Origin of the sequence: Pantoea sp. 18069 (genome assembly GCF_902706035.1) — a bacterium.
GTDB lineage: Bacteria > Pseudomonadota > Gammaproteobacteria > Burkholderiales > Burkholderiaceae_C > Comamonas.
The window spans coordinates 22320-37574 of sequence record NZ_CACSJA010000014.1 but is presented as its reverse complement, the minus strand read 5'-3'; the positions used below and the strand labels follow the sequence as shown (position 1 = coordinate 37574).

The window sequence follows — 15255 nt, the reverse complement described above, 5'->3', positions numbered from 1 at the left end:
CCAAGGGGAATCCCTGTGATTTTGTGTGATGTTTTGTGAATAATAGAGCCAAGCGCTGCCCTCACTGCAATGGACCACCTATGAATTTTGAACTGCTGTTCGCCGACCAACCCGAGCGCAAAGTGCGCTACACCCTCACTGGTGCCAAGGGCGGCTTTGCCCGCACGCTGCTGGCGCAGACGCGCCTGATGCCGCGGCTGATCCCTGCCGCGCTGTGCGACCTCGATGTGCCTGGCCTGCGCGCGCTGTGTGAAGAATTGGGATATCCGGCCAGCCAACTGCGCGAATGCCTGAGCGCCGCCGATATCGCCGCGCTGCCCGTCGATGCGATCGCGCTGGTGGCCGACGCCGGCCTGCTGCGCGAAGTGGCGCACGACATCCTGGTCGAGGCCACGGGCAATCCCAAGGTCGGCTACCGCGTGGCCTGCGAGGCCATCGAGGCCGGCCGCCATGTGGCCATGGTCAGCAAGGAAGTCGATACCGTGGCCGGCGTCACGATGTCGCGCCTGGCCGCGGCCAAGGGCGTGGTCTACACCACGGCCGACGGCGACCAGCCAGCGAACCTGATCGGCTGGGTCAGCTGGGCGCGCACGCTGGGCCTGGAAATCGTCGCCGCCGGCAAGTCGGGCGAGTACGACCTGGTGTTCGACCCGCGCAACGGCCAGGTGCGCCAGCTCGACGAGACCCGCGACATTCCCGAAATGGCCGAGCTGCTGACGCTGGGCGACGACATTCCCGCGACGCTGGCCGCGCGCCGCGCCGCGCTCAAGGGCTGGAAGACCAGCGCCACCGCCGACTACTGCGAGATGGCCGTGGTCGCGTCGAACACCGGCCTGGTCGCCGATGTCGAAGCCATGCACTATCCCGTGGCGCGCACCGCGGAGCTCGCCGACATCTACGCGCTGCGCGAAGACGGCGGCATCATCGGTCGACCCGGCGTGATCGACGTGTTCAACGTATTGCGCCTGCCCGACGAAGCGAGTTTTGGCGGCGGCGTGTTCGTCATCGTGCGCACCGGCGACGGCCCGACCTGGCAGCTGCTGGCGCAAAAGGGCCATGTCGTGAGCCGCAACGGCCGCTATGCCTGCATGTACCTGCCCTATCACTTCATGGGCGTGGAAACGCCTATCACCTTGCTGGGCGCCGTGCTGCATGGCCGCGCGTCGGGCAGCGACCGTCCGGCCCAGCATGCGGTCTTGGCCGGCCGCGCGATAGCGACGATTCCCGCGGGAACCGTGCTGCGCATGGGGGGACACCACCACGACGTGACCGGCGTCGCGCCGGTGCTGCTGGCACGCGCGCAGGCGCCGGCCGATGTGGCGCCGCTGTATCTCGCCGCGCACGCCACGACGGCGCGCGAGATACGCGCGGGCGAACTGATTGGGCTGGACGACATTGCCGGTGACGATCCCGCACTGCGCGCTGCCTGGCTGGCTGGGTTGGCGCACTGAGTCTTGGCACAGGAGCAGGCAATGAATGACCTCATCGACAGCGCCACCGGCCGGGCCGCGGGGCTGATTCCCGAGCAGCGGCGCGAGATGATCGTGCGGCAATTGCGCAAGCACCAGGTGCTGAGCGTGCACCAGCTCACGGAGCTGCTGGGCTGCTCGCACATGACCGTGCGCCGCGACGTTGCCGCGCTCGAGGAAAAGGGCCGGGTCTACGCGATTGCGGGCGGCGTGCGCATTGCAAGCCACCAGATCGTCGAGCCCAGCCACCAGGCGAAGTCGGTCACCGAGCAGGCGGAAAAACGCGGTATCGCGGCCCAGGTCGCGCGCCTGCTCAAGCCGGGAATGACGGTCTACCTCGACGCGGGCACGACCACCGCCTGCCTGATCCCGCAGATCGTCGCGCTGGCCGACATGACGGTGATCACCAATGACTTCCACGTCGCGCTGTCGCTGGGTGAAGCGCCGCATGTCACGGTGCTGCACACAGGCGGTGTGCTCGACCACCGCAACGGCTCGAGCATAGGCCCGCTGGCCGCGGCCACCTTGCGCCAGCTGGTCGCCGACATCTCGTTTCTTTCGGCCAGCGCCTGGGACCTGGAGCGCGGCGTGACCACGCCCTCGGCGCCCAAGGTCGAAGTCAAGCGCGCCGCGATGGCCATCGCCTCGCAACGCGTGCTGCTGGCCACCAGCGCGAAATACGGCACCTACGGCACCTACCGCGTGGCGGGCCTCGACGAGTTCGACCTGGTGGTGACCGACGACACGCTGTCCGAAGCCGCCGTGCAGCGCATACGCGAAACCGGGCTGGAGCTCGAAGTCGCGAGCGCCTTGCCGGATGCGGCCGCGCAGCCGCACTGATTACGTTCATTAGAAAAGTTGGAGATATAGCCATGGCCTTCCGAATCAAGTTTTCCGCTCTCGCCGTCGCCGCGCTGTGCGCCGTGCCCCTGATGGCATCGGCGCAACAGAACTGGCCGACCAAGCCGGTCACCATCGTGGTGGCCTACCCCGCGGGCGGCGCGGCCGACATGCTCGCGCGCCTGGTCGCGCCCAAGATGGCGGCGGTGCTGGGCCAGTCCGTAGTGATCGAGAACCGCGGCGGCGCCGCAGGCCAGATCGGCGCGGGCTATGTCGCCCAGGCCAGGCCCGACGGCTACACCATCCTGGTTGACGGCGGCGGCTACGCGATCAACCCCACGCTGTTCCCCAAGCTGCCCTACGACCCGGCCAAGGCCTTCACGCCGCTGGGCATCCTGGGCGTGTTCCCCCTGGTGCTGACCGTGTCGCCCAACTACAGCGCCAAGACCACGGCCGAGCTGGTGCAGACCGCGCGCTCAGCGCCCGATTCGGTCTCCTATGCCTCGCCCGGCACGGGCTCGACCCAGCACCTGGCGACCGAGCAGTTCCTGCAACAGGCCAAGGTGAAGATGGTGCACATCCCCTACAAGGGCGGCAGCCCCGCGATGGCCGACGTGATGGGCGGCCATGTGCCGGTCTATGTCGCGAACATCGGCTCGTCGCTTACCAACATGAAGGCCAACAAGCTGCGCCCGCTGGCCGTGATGGCCGCGCGCCGTTCGGACTTGCTGCCCGATGTGCCGACGCTTGCCGAAGCCGGCGTGCCCAACGCCGAAGCCTACGAATGGAACGGCATGTTCATGCCGGCCGGTGTGCCGCCCGCGGTCGCGGCCAAGCTGTCCGAAGCGCTCAAGGTCGCGCTCGATGCGCCCGATGTGAAGGAGCGCATCACCAGCGTGGGCGGCGAGCCGTTCACGGGCAGCAATGCCGAAGTCAAGAAGTTCATCGACCTGCAGACGCAGCGCATGGGCAAGGTGATGCGCGACGGAAACATCAAGGCCGAGTAACGCGACGCGCGCTCTCGCATCCGAGCCCATCCCGGACGCCGTCCTGGATGGGCTCAGACATGTGCGGGCCCCGCGCTTGGATTTTTAGCCGATAAATCTGCGGCGGCGGCATGGGGTGCCCCAGCATGCGTCGGTGTTCCGCGCACTCCCAGTACTCTGTGAATGAGGCGCGCACCTGCGCCGCAATCTTTTCAAGTGCATCGGTTGCGCTCCGGCGTATGGAGATCGTGGCCGATGCGATCATCGCGGCTGATCGTGCGCGGCGCACTCCGATCCGGCACCCCTTCGCCGGCCGGGCAGGCGTTATCAGAGCGCCTTGGCATCCATCGCTCCACGGTACGAACGGGCAGAAAGAGAAGCGCAGGCGAGGGCGCTTCGCCGTACCACTTGGTGCCACGATGGCAACCGGCAGTCCGCACAGCGGAACGCGGGTGCGCAATTGTGATGCGGCGACCTAAAGTGAATGTCATGGCAGATGGATTCTTGCATCCACCCAGCCAGGCCTACCAGATTCACAAGGAGACAACGCATGACTCTCACCGCCTCACCATTCAAGCAAGGCCCGGCCCTTGAGCGCCTGGCCACATGTCCCGCAGACCAACTGATCGCGCCCGATTGCCGCGGCATGAACTTTTACGCCATCGATCCCGGACTGTCGGATCTGCTGGACATGTATCTTCCCACTGACGCGCGCGCATTTCTCGAGCCGCACCTGCAGGCCCTGGGGCAGGTCTCGGGCCAGCGGCTCGACGAGCTCGCCACGATCGCCGACAAAGAGCGCAACAAGCCGGTGCTGCGCACGCGCAACCGTTTCGGCGTTGACGAGGATTGGGTCGAGTACCACCCCTCCTATCTGGAGATGGAGCGGATCGCCTTCGCCGACTTCGGCATCCATGCCATGACGCGCGTGGATGGGGTGCTGGGCTGGCCTGGCAAACATTCGCCTCTGGCGAAGTACGCGTTCCAGTACCTGTTCGTGCAGTCGGAGTTCGGGCTGATGTGCCCGATTTGCGTCACCGACAGCTCGGCATTTCTGATTGAACGCTATGGTGACGAGGCACTCAAGACGCGTTTCCTGCCGGGCATGTCCAGTACCCAGGCGGGTCAGTACCTGCGCGGCGCGCAATTCATGACCGAGCGCTCAGGCGGCTCGGATGTCGGCACCAACCGGTTGCAGGCGCAGTGGGATGGAACGAACTGGCGCTTGTCCGGCGACAAGTGGTTTTGCTCGGCGGTCGACGCTGACGTGGTGCTGTTGCTGGCCCGCCCCGAAGGGGCGCCTGAAGGTTCTCGCGGGCTGGCCTTGTTCGCCATGCCCAGGCGGCTCGATGATGGCCGGCGCAACAGCTACCGGGTCGCGCGGCTCAAGGACAAGCTCGGCACGCGTTCTATGCCCAGCGGGGAAGTGATCTTCGAAGGCGCCGTCGCCTATCTGGTCGGTGACATCGAGCGCGGGCTCAAGCAGATGCTCGACCAGGTCAATCTCTCGCGGCTGTCGCATGGCGTGCGGGCTGCGGCGATGATGCGGCGCTGCTTGAACGAGGCCCTGGCCGTCTCCAACTACCGCGCCGCCTTCGGGCAGCGCCTGATCGACATGCCGCTGCAGCGGCGCCAGCTGATCAAGCTGATGCTGCCGACCGAACAGGCATTGTCCGTGTTCGCCTATACGGCGCACCTGTTCGGCCAGGCTGAGGAAGGCGACTCCCGGGCCGAGTTGCAGGTGCGCCTGCTCACGCCCCTGCTGAAATTCCGTACCTGCCGCGACAACATTCGCGTGGCCACGGGATCGATGGAAGTGCGCGGCGGCAATGGCTATATCGAGGATTTCGTCAATGAGCGCCTGGTGCGCGATGCCCATCTTGGCGTGCTGTGGGAGGGCACGAGCAACATCAACGCACTCGATGCGGTCCAGCGCGCAGCGGGCAAGGAGGGGGCGCACCGCGTGCTGGCCGAGTCGCTCGCCGATCTGCTGCAGCGCACTGCAGGCTTGCCAGACCGCTTTTGCACGCAACTGTTGGACAGCCTGGAGAGGGCGACCGTCTTCATGGACCAGTGCACGCAGACGCGCGAGGCGCAAGTCGACAGCCGCAGCGCGTCTTCGCAGATGTACCACGCGGTCAGCGCGGTGCTGCTCGCGGTCGAGGGCATGCAGGTGGGGCGCAAGTCGGGCGATGCGCGCCGGTTGCTGATCAGCCGGCAGGTGCTGCGCCACCGCCTGCAGGTGGCCGCGATGGCCGGTGACGCAGAGGCCGAGATCGAGCAGCGGCTGCTCACGCAGCAAGCGATCCCGCTCGAAGACGCGCTCGGCCTGCTGCTTCGCTAGGGATCATCCCTGCGGCCGCTGGCAGCACGGCTAGTGCGGTCCGCTGCGTTGCTTTTCTTGCCAATAGCCGAGCTATTGGCTGCGAAAAGACGCCTTGCGGCCCATCCCGATCCGCACTACCTCCGTCTTGCGAGGTTTATGCGGAGTATCCCTGGCGGTACGCGCCATCCGCGGCGCCAGTCACCGCGCGCAGCGATGCGTTCGCCGTGGACCGCCTGTTTTCCATAACGACAAGGAGAGAGACATCATGACGGGTACATTCCATCGAAAGTTCACAGTCGCGGCGCTTGCCGTGGTGCTGGTCGGCGCCGCATCGGCCCAGGAGTTCCCCACAAAGCCGATCCGGCTGATCGTTCCCTATGCGGCCGGCGGGCCCACGGATGGGCTGGCGCGCATGCTCGGCGAGGGGCTGCACAAGCGCCTGAAGCAGGTGGTCGTCGTGGAAAACAAGCCCGGTGGAGGCAGCATCATCGGCGTCGACCAGGTGGCCAAGTCCCGGGGCGATGGCTATACGCTGTTGTTCGCCACGGGCGCGCCCTTCATCATCAATCCCGCCTTGAATGCGAAGCTGCCCTACAAGGTGCAGGATTTCGCGCCGATCGCCACTGTGGCCAGCTATTCGATGGTGCTGGCCACCGGCAAGAACCAGCCGTTTGGCAGCCTGCCGGAGCTGCTCAAATATGCGCGCAGCCATCCGGGCAAGCTGTCCTATGGCTCCGCGGGCGCGGGCACTTCGAACCATCTGGCCGGGGAGCTGCTGGCCCACGCGGCGGGGCTCGAAATGATCCATACGCCCTACCGCGGCAACGCACAGGCCATGACGGATGTGATCGCGGGCAACCTCGGCTTCATGTTCGACATGCCGGCCACGACCCTGCAGCATGTGCAAAGCGGGCGCGTGAAGCTGCTGGGCTCCACAAGCGTGGCGCGCAATCCGTTGACGCCCGATGTTCCGACGATCGAGGAAGGGGGCTTGCCGTCCTACGATGTGACCTCGTGGTGCGGCCTGTTTGCGCCCGCTGGCACGCCGGCAGCGGTGGTGCAGCAGCTCAATCGTGCCGCGAATGACGCCATGTCCGATCCCGATGTGGCGGTCCGGCTGCAGCAGGCGGGCTATGAATTCAAGGCCGAAACTCCCGCGCAGGTGGCGCGGCGCATCGAGACCGAGTCCGTGGGCTGGGCGGCGCTGATCCGCAAGGCGAACATCAAGGTCGATTGAGGCACAGCGCCAGGGCGCCGTGGCGATCCTGCCGCGCGCATTCGCCTGGCGCACTTTTCCATTCCAGCGGATCGAGAAAGAGCATTCATGAATCAGCCCCCCAATCTGCCTGCGCTGCCGTTGTCGGGCGTGACGGTCGTCGCGCTCGAACATGCCATCGCCGCGCCATTCGCCACGCGCCAACTTGCCGACCTCGGTGCGCGGGTCATCAAGATCGAGCGCGAAGGAGGCGGTGATTTCGCCCGTGGCTACGATGCCCATGTCAACGGCCAGTCGGGGTTCTTCGTCTGGGTCAACCGCGGCAAGGAGAGCCTGCAACTCGACATCAAGACCGATGCCGGCCAGGAGGTGCTGCGCCGATTGATCGCGCGCGCCGACGTGCTGGTGCAGAACCTGTCGCCCGGTGCTGCACGCAAGCTGGGTTGCGATTTCGAGCGCCTGCATGCGCTGCACCCGCGCCTGATCGTGTGCGACATCTCGGGGTATGGCGAGGGTGGACCGTACAGCCAGAAGAAGGCCTATGACCTGCTGATTCAAGCGGCCACAGGACTGATCAGCGTCACGGGCACGCCAGAGCAGCCGGCGCGCGTGGGCATATCGATCGCCGATATCGCGGCGGGCATGTATGCCTACACCGGAATCCTGTCGGCATTGCTGCAGCGCCATCAGACGGGAGAGGGCGCGCATGTCGAGGTCAGCATGTTCGAGGCACTGACCGAGTGGATGTCGTTCCCTGTCTATGCCCACCACTACAGCGGCCGGCAGCCGCTGCGGTCAGGCATGGCACACGCAGCCATCACGCCCTATGGCCAGTATGCGGTTGGCGATGGCGAGAAGATCGTCTTCGGCCTGCAGAACGAACGGGAGTGGGAGGCCTTCTGCCGCCTCGTCGTCGAGGAGCCCGGCTGGGTGGCCGACGCGCGTTTTGCCAGCAATATCGCCCGGGTACAGCACCGCGAGGAGCTGACCGGGCTCATTGAGGAGAAATTCTCGCGGTGCTCGCTCGATGCGCTGGTCCCGCGGCTGGAGCGAGCCGGCATTGCGAACGCGCCGCTGAACACCCCTGAGGATGTCTGGAACCATCCCCAGCTGGCAGCCCGCAACCGCTGGCGCAGCGTGCAGACGCCCGCCGGCGCGATCGGCGCGCTGCTGCCCCCGGCGACCGTCTCGGGCTTCGAGGCCGCCATGGGCGATGTCCCGGGCTGTGGCGCGCACACGGCGGCGATTCTGGCCGAACTCGGCTTGGGCGAGCCGTCTCTGCAGCATGAAGTGGCGCCGCAGTGCAGCGCCGCTGGCCTGGGTTAGAGTGCGGTCATGACACAAGCGGAGGCACCTGCGCAGCAGGACCGGCAAATGGTCACTGCGGTGGCCCGGGGCATGGCATTGCTCGCGAGTTTTCGTGCCGAGCGTCCGCTGCTTTCCAATGCCGACCTGGCCAAGGCTTGCGGGCTGCCGCGCTCATCGGTCTCGCGCCTGACCCATACCCTCGTCAAGCTGGGCTACCTCGAATACGACACACAGTCCTCCGCGTATCGGCTCGGTGCCAAGGTGCTCTCGCTGAGCTACGCCATGTCGGGCGGCATGCTGCTGCGAAGCCTTGCGGCACCCTATCTGCAGATACTCGCCGACGAATCGAAGAGCCATGTGGCGCTTGCGACATGCGAGGACTTCAGCATGCTGATCCTGGATGTGGTGAGCGACGACGAGACGCGCGCCCAGCCCATGCAGGTCGGTGCGCACATGACGCTCGACACCACGGCCATGGGGCGTGCCTACATGGCGTCGTGCAGCCAGGCGGAATGCGGGCGCATCGTCGATCACCTGGTGAGTCAGCGCGGGCGCCACCGACCTGCGCTGGAGCAGGTCATTGCGGATGCACGCAAGGAGTACAGCGCGCGTGGCTATTGCACTTCCATGCATGCCTGGCGCCAGGGCGTGATGGGCGTCGCCGTGCCCCTGTTTCTCACGAACCTCGGCCGACGCATCGTGCTCACCTGTGGCGGCGTGTCCTCGCAAATGCCCGAGGAGGCCATCCACGCGCGTGTCGCGCCGCTGCTGGTGAAGACATCGCAGAAGATCGAGAAGGCGAGTTCGCACCTCAAGCACTTCTAGCGAGCATGCCCGCGCGGCATCTTGGCGTATCTGTTGCTGCAAGGCGGGGGCTGCCGTCCGGGCCAGTGGGCGGCCCTCGCCACGTCGACCTGCGAAGGATGGATGGCTGAGCGGCTTTTGCACGGACATGGCATCAAGACGTCGCAGACCGGCGTTTGATCGGCATGGTGATCCAGGTACTGGTTTTACCCCCATGGCCCGATGACGCGTTCCTCTTGTAGATGCGCGCATGGATCCGGCACCGCCGTGCCAGGAGGGGGCTGAGAGCTGGGGACGGCGATGGTGCCCGGCCCATGGGGGCCGGGCAACGGGAGATCAGTCCACCGAGGCGCCGGAAATCTTGACGATCTGCTGCACCTTGGGCGCGTCTTCGCGCAGCATTTTTTCAAATGCGGTGGCATTGAGCAGCCGGGGGAAAAATCCCACGGTCAGCAGTCTGGCCCGGGTGGCGGGCTCTTGCACAATGGCGGTGATGGTGGACTCCAACTGGTCAACCACCGCCTTGGGAGTGCCGCGCGGCGCAAACGCGCCTATCCATACGCTGCCTATCAGGTCGGTATAGCCAGTCTCGGCAAGCGTGGGCACATTGCCCAGCGAGGTGATGCGCTGCTCCGTACCCACGGCCAGGGCCTTGAGTTTCTTGGCGTCGATGAACGGCTGCACCGTGGTGATGGTGTCGAACGAGACATCGACGTTGCCGGCGATCAGGTCGGTGAGCGAGCGGGCGCTGCCGGTGTAGGGAACGTGCATCAGGTCGACCTTGGCGGCCTGCTTGATGGATTCCATGGCCAGGTGCGACGTGGTTCCGTTGCCGGGGGTGGAGTAGGTCAGTCGGCCCGGATGCTTGCGCGCGAACTCGATCATGCCCTTGAGGTCTTGGAAGGGAGCGCCCGGACGGGCCACGAGCACCAGGGGGATGTCGCCCATCAGCATCACGGGCTGAATGTCTTCCGGCTTGTAAGACAGCTTTTTCTGCAGGAACTGGTTGGTCAGCACCGCGCCGGTGTTGGCGAACGCGATGTTGTAGCCGTCGGCCGCCTGCTGCGCGAGGTAGCCCAATGCCAGGCTGCCGCCCTGGCCCGGGCGGTTTTCCACCAGGAACGGCTGGTTCATGCTTGCGGTCAGGCGATCGGTCAGAACGCGTGCGATCAGGTCGGTGGCCTGGCCGGCCGGAAATCCCACGGCGATCTTGACCGGGCGGCTGGGATAGCTGGTGGCGCTGCCCTGGGCCAGGCTGCCAGCGCTGCCGAATGTGCCCAGCGCGGCGAGGGCGGTGCTGGTGGTGATGAAGTGACGTCGTTGCATGTCTCGGGTACCTTGTTATTGGAAAAGGGAAAAGTCGGAGTTACTGATCGGCGCGGCGCTTGATGAGGTACTTCTGCACCCCTTCCATCACGCATTCGCTGCGCTGGTTCGTGATGCGCGAACTCAGGACCACCACACCCGTGGTCCGCCCAGGGACCAGCTCCGAGACGGTCAGCAGCGGGTACAGGGTGTCGCCCGCATAAACGGGCTTCAGGAACCGGCTCGACTGCTCGATGAAACCCTTCATCGAGTCCTCCACATAGTGGGGAAACCAGCCCGCGCCCGCCGCGCTCTGGATCAGGATCTGAAAGCCATGCGCGCCCAGGGCCGGCATGCCCCGCTGGCGGCAGTACTCGATGTCGTAGTGGCTCGGGTGGTTGTCGGCGCTGGCCAGCTGGAAGGCGGCGAACAGCGCATCGGTCATGGTGCGCGAGGGAATCGGAAACTCTTCACCGACGGTGAAATCATCGAAGTAGTACTGCTTGAACATATTGAATGCGGGCATGGTGGTCAGGGGCGATGGGGTGAATGGGTTGGGGGCGAAGGCGCTGCTGCGACGCTCACTGCGCGGCGACTGCGGGCGGGGCGCTCGCAGCCACCACCCCTGTGTGCGTCAGCTGCGCAATGTCGTCTTCGGAGAATCCCGCCTGCGCCATCACCTCGCGGGTGTGCTCGCCGAGCAGCGGCGGCGTGCGGCAGGCGCTGCGCGCCTCGCCGTTGAAGCGGATGGGCAGGCCTACGTTGTGCAGCTCGCCCAGCACCGGATGCTCGGTGCGCACGAGCAGTTGCCGGGCCTGCAGCTGGGGGTGCTCCAGGGCCTGGTCCAGCGTATGGATGGGCGAGCAGGCGACGCCTGCGGCGCGCAGCGCAGGCAGCCATTCGGCTATGGTGCGCGTGCGCATCACCTGCGCGACCCGCGCCACGGTGTCGTCGAAATGGGCCACGCGGTCGGCATTGGTGGCAAAGCGCGGGTCATCGCGCATGTCCTGCAACTGCGCGACGGCGCAAAACCGCTTCCACTGCGCTTCGTTGCCTACGCCGACCATCATGGGGCCGTCCGCGGCTTCGAATGCCTGGTACGGCGCCATGGCGGGATGGGCCGTGCCCATGCGCTGGGGCAGCTTGCCGGTACGCCAGTAGTTCTGCGCGAGATAGGTCATCAGGCCCATGGCGGTATCGAGCAGCGACACTTCGACATAGACACCCTTGCCCGTGCGCGAGCGCTCGATGACCGCGGCCAGCACGCCCGCCACGGCATTGGTGCCGGTGTTCAGGTCCACGGGCGAAAAGCTGGCGCGCGCGAAAGGTCCGTCGGGCGCGCCCATGGTGCTGATCATGCCGCTGAAGGCCTGCAGCATCACGTCGTAGCCGGGCTCGGCGCCCAGGGGGCCGTCGCGGCCGTAGCCGGAGATCTCGAGGTAGATCAGTTGCGGGTTCAGGGCCGACAGCGTCTCGTAGTCCACGGCAAGCTTGCGCGCCGTGCCGCCGCCAAAGCCCTGCAGCACGATGTCGGCGTCCTTGACCAGCGCGTGCACGATCGCACGGCCGGCTTCGGTCTTGAGGTCGACGGCCAGGCTGCGCTTGTTGTGGTTGACCGAGAGAAAGGTTGCCGACTGGCCCTTTTCTTGCGGCAGCCAGGAGCGTGTGTCATCGCCGGCGGCGGGAGGCTCGATCTTGATCACGTCCGCGCCGAGTTCGCCCAGATGCTGGCCGCACAGCGGTCCTGCGAGCACTTTGCTGAGGTCAATGACCTTGAGGCCTTGGAGAGGAGTCATGGAAATCCGTGTGTCAATGCGCCTGCGCTTGAGCGCCGCGCAGGTGTTCTGGGTGATTGCCCGTGGCACGCAGGGCGCGTTGGCAGGCTGTAGCAGCAATGCTAGAAGTCACCCGCCGTGAACGCAAAGAGCGTTTTCGTATGCAGGCCATAACGGTGGCATATACCCATCGGGTGATGGCGCCGCGGTCGCACGCGCGGCAGTTGGCGAATTCAGCGTGGCGAGCTGGTGGGCCAGCGGTCGTCGGCCTTCATCTGCGCGACGATGGTCTGCAGCAGGTCGATGACCGCGAGCGTGGCCATCGTGGGCTGCGCTCCCGCGCTGCGGCACAGGTAGACCGAGCGGGTGATGGCCGGGTGCGTGATGCGCGCCACCGAGACCTGGCCGGCGCGCAACTGCGTGCGCACCGAGGCATAGGACAGGATGCTCCAGCCAATGCCTGCGCCCGACAGTTCTATGAGCTGCGCGATCGAGCTGACTTCCACCGCGGCATGCAGCGTGATGGAGGCCTTGCGCTGCAGTTGCTCCAGCAAGGCGCGCAGGCTTTGTGCGCCCTGCGGCAGCACCATGGGCTGCCCGTCGAGATCGCGAAATCGCACCTTGCAGGCTTTCTTGCTGTTGAACTGCGCGTAATCGGAGAAACGCCCCGGTGGGCCGATCAGCACCAGGTCTTCATGCACCAGTTCTTCGCAGCGGATGCTGTGCATGTCGGAGGCAATGAAGGTCAGCCCCAGATCGATCTCACCCTTGAGCAGCGACTGCGGCACATGGCCGGTGCTGAGCTCGACGAATTGCAGGCGCACCTTGGGCAATTGCGCCATGGCCGCGCGCACCAGCTCCAGCGTGATGAGCTGGGCCACCGACAAGGGCAGGCCGATGGTCACCTGTCCCTGAGGCTCGGCGCCTGCGCTGCGGATATCGCCGTACAGGCTGTCGACGCGCGCCAGAATCTCCTGCGCCCGTTCCTGCAACAGGCGGCCCGCGGCCGTGAGCACCACGCCCTTGGGTGTGCGCTCGAGCAGCTGCGTGCCGAGTTCTTCCTCGAGCTGGCGCATCTGCACGCTCAGTGCCGGCTGGGCAATGTGCAGGTTTTCCGCCGCGCGCGAGATGGACTGCGCGGCGGCCACTCCCAGAAAGTAGCGCAGGTTGCGGATGTCTAAAGCCATGGAGGGTATTGGATGCTGAAGTTCCCGTCCCGCGTGCAACCAGGGGCACTATCTGGGCCACGCGTGCGATGTTCCCCGCATTTGTCGTACGTTTCTAGACTTCTGGTCGGCGGGTAACTCCGCTTTTCACGCACCGCAAGAAGCTGGCGGTTTCAATTGCATGCGGAGTGAGATTAAGAACGCATTGAGTATGAAGCCTCAAACGCATCCGCCTTGATGTCGGGAAGTTGCTGTGGATGCGTGCATTCATGACATCACGACGTTGTGGAGGCGAGCGGCTGCAATCGCATATTCCTTCTGCAGCCTCTGCACGGTGTGTGACACGGGCTCGGTGCAGCCAGCAGCGAATATGGGCATGCCAATGCCGTTGGCCCCTCTTGGCGGGCGCAACCCCGCAGGGTCTCGCCCACTTCACCGCTCCTCAGAGTTCGAGGTGACCGAGGACTACTCGGTGCGCGCGCCAGAGACTTTCACCAGCCTTTCGAGTACCGGTCGGCTGGCTTCGAAATTGCGGCGGAACTCCTCGGCGGAGCCCCCGATGGGGTCCAGGCCCAGCACCTGAAAACGCGCCTTCATTTCGGCAGAGTGGGCGATTTCACGGGCGTGTTTTTCGAGCAGATCAAGAATGGGCTGCGGCGTGCGCGCCGGCGCTGCAAAAGTGAACCAGGTCATTGATCGCAATTCGGGATCAGGAAAGCCCAGTTCCTTGATCGTTGGCACGTTCGGCAGCGCAGGCAGGCGATTCTCTGCCAGCACCGCGATCGGCCTGACCTTGCCCGACTGGATGTGGGGCTGCATCGGCGCGAGTGTCCCCATGCCCCAGGGAACGATGCCGCCGGCGAGATCCTGGGCGAACGGCGCCTCGCTTTTGTAGGGCACATGCGCCTGGGCAAGGCCACGGCTCTCGTTCAGGTACGCCGCAGCCAGGTGCCCGGCGGAGCCAATGCCGATGGAGCCATAGCTCAGCTTGCCCTTGCCCTGCTGGGCCCAGGCCATGAAATCCTTCATGTCCTTGACGGGCAGCTCGTTGTTGACGACAAGGATGAGGTTGTTGGCCGCCACTTCAGAGACGACGGCCAGGTCGCGGCTGACATCGTAGGGGACCTTGGCGAACATGTGCCGCGCATAGTAGATCGGTGCCGAGTAGGCGAACAGCAGCGTGTAGCCGTCGGGGGCTGCGCGGGCTACCGCCTGGGTGCCGATCATGCCCGATGCGCCCGTCTTGTTGTCGACGATGAAGGTCTGCTTCAGGCGCTTTCCGAGCTCGTCGGCCATCGCCCGCGCGAGGATGTCGGTGCCGCCACCGGCACCGGCTGGCACCACGATCGTCACCGGCCTGTTGGGATAGTTCTGGCCCCAGGCAAAGCCACTGCAGGCGAGCGCGGCGATAGAGAGAAGGGTTTTGATTCGCACGATTGTCTCCTTGGTAGTTATGCGTGCCTGATGGATGCCAGGCACGGTCGTCGAGTCGATGGATGAGGCATGGAAAGCGCCCCGTTGCCATGCGCCAGGCGTTGAACAGCTTGCGCTGCCTGCTGCCCAGCGTCATTCGCCTGAACCGAGCCCGTAGTACTCCAGCACGCGGGGATCGCGGCCTTTGCCGGCTTCAAACACTTCTAGCAATACGTCATCGGGCGCCTTGACCATGAAGTAGCCACCGCCGTCGTGCTCGCGGATAGGATTGAGGAGTTCCACGCCCGCAGCCTGCATCCGGTCATAGACGTCGCGCAGGCCAACAACTTGCATGCCCAGGTGGTGCACGGCGTTGCGGCCCAGGTCCCGTGGCGATTGCTCGTACAGGTGTATCGCGCCTATGCCGATCTTCATGAACACGTTTCTCGCGCCACCGTAGTCGCCATCCCAGGCGATGCGTGCATCGAACCACTTCGTGTAGAACGCCATCGTCTCTTCGATGTTCGAGGCGAACAGATGGATGTGTTGAAGGTGGTAGCGATCGGTGAGTCCGTATGGATGCTCCGGGCTGTGTGTTGCGGAAATGGCGGCTGCGGTCATGGATGTCTCCTTCGTTGTTTCAAATC

13 protein-coding genes are annotated in these 15255 nt (G+C 65.5%); 7 read left to right on the top strand and 6 right to left on the bottom strand.

What is annotated here, in order from left to right; genetic code table 11:
* Positions 1-80 precede the first annotated feature (80 nt).
* The 7 genes from GVL12_RS12895 to GVL12_RS12865 all read left to right on the top strand — a co-directional run bounded on the left by GVL12_RS12895 (position 81) and on the right by GVL12_RS12865 (position 8970).
* Positions 81-1451 carry a homoserine dehydrogenase gene (locus GVL12_RS12895; protein WP_159914565.1) on the top strand — a complete coding sequence of 457 codons (1371 nt, stop codon included), beginning with the start codon at positions 81-83 and terminating at the stop codon, positions 1449-1451.
* Between the two features lie 21 nt (positions 1452-1472).
* Positions 1473-2309: a DeoR/GlpR family DNA-binding transcription regulator gene (locus GVL12_RS12890; RefSeq protein ID WP_159914563.1), complete on the top strand. Its 837-nt coding sequence runs from the start codon at positions 1473-1475 to the stop codon at positions 2307-2309.
* Positions 2310-2341: 32 nt separating this feature from the next.
* On the top strand, positions 2342-3316 hold the full coding sequence (locus tag GVL12_RS12885; protein ID WP_200843725.1) for a tripartite tricarboxylate transporter substrate binding protein: 975 nt from the start codon (positions 2342-2344) through the stop codon (positions 3314-3316).
* A 529-nt stretch (positions 3317-3845) separates the two neighbouring features.
* Positions 3846-5639: an acyl-CoA dehydrogenase family protein gene (locus GVL12_RS12880; protein WP_159914561.1), complete on the top strand. Its 1794-nt coding sequence runs from the start codon at positions 3846-3848 to the stop codon at positions 5637-5639.
* 247 nt (positions 5640-5886) lie between these two features.
* The gene (locus GVL12_RS12875) at positions 5887-6858 is read left to right on the top strand and encodes a tripartite tricarboxylate transporter substrate binding protein (protein ID WP_159914559.1); all 972 of its coding nucleotides are present in this window, start codon (positions 5887-5889) and stop codon (positions 6856-6858) included.
* An 87-nt stretch (positions 6859-6945) separates the two neighbouring features.
* Positions 6946-8163 carry a CaiB/BaiF CoA-transferase family protein gene (locus tag GVL12_RS12870; RefSeq protein ID WP_159914557.1) on the top strand — a complete coding sequence of 406 codons (1218 nt, stop codon included), beginning with the start codon at positions 6946-6948 and terminating at the stop codon, positions 8161-8163.
* 9 nt (positions 8164-8172) lie between these two features.
* The gene (locus GVL12_RS12865) at positions 8173-8970 is read left to right on the top strand and encodes an IclR family transcriptional regulator (protein ID WP_159914555.1); all 798 of its coding nucleotides are present in this window, start codon (positions 8173-8175) and stop codon (positions 8968-8970) included.
* 315 nt (positions 8971-9285) lie between these two features.
* On the opposite strand, the gene GVL12_RS12860 is transcribed toward GVL12_RS12865, so the two are convergent.
* From GVL12_RS12860 to GVL12_RS12835, 6 genes are all read right to left on the bottom strand, one after another.
* A complete protein-coding gene (locus GVL12_RS12860) occupies positions 9286-10275 on the bottom strand; it encodes a tripartite tricarboxylate transporter substrate binding protein (protein ID WP_159914553.1) in 990 nt (329 codons plus the stop codon).
* Positions 10276-10315: 40 nt separating this feature from the next.
* The gene (locus tag GVL12_RS12855; protein ID WP_159914551.1) at positions 10316-10780 is read right to left on the bottom strand and encodes a MaoC family dehydratase; all 465 of its coding nucleotides are present in this window, start codon (positions 10778-10780) and stop codon (positions 10316-10318) included.
* Between the two features lie 55 nt (positions 10781-10835).
* The gene (locus GVL12_RS12850) at positions 10836-12050 is read right to left on the bottom strand and encodes a CaiB/BaiF CoA-transferase family protein (protein WP_159914549.1); all 1215 of its coding nucleotides are present in this window, start codon (positions 12048-12050) and stop codon (positions 10836-10838) included.
* A 212-nt stretch (positions 12051-12262) separates the two neighbouring features.
* A complete protein-coding gene (locus tag GVL12_RS12845; RefSeq protein WP_159914547.1) occupies positions 12263-13216 on the bottom strand; it encodes a LysR family transcriptional regulator in 954 nt (317 codons plus the stop codon).
* 444 nt (positions 13217-13660) lie between these two features.
* A complete protein-coding gene (locus GVL12_RS12840) occupies positions 13661-14629 on the bottom strand; it encodes a tripartite tricarboxylate transporter substrate binding protein (RefSeq protein ID WP_159914545.1) in 969 nt (322 codons plus the stop codon).
* A gap of 132 nt (positions 14630-14761) precedes the next feature.
* A complete protein-coding gene (locus tag GVL12_RS12835) occupies positions 14762-15229 on the bottom strand; it encodes a VOC family protein (RefSeq protein ID WP_159914543.1) in 468 nt (155 codons plus the stop codon).
* Between the last annotated feature and the right edge of the window lie 26 nt (positions 15230-15255).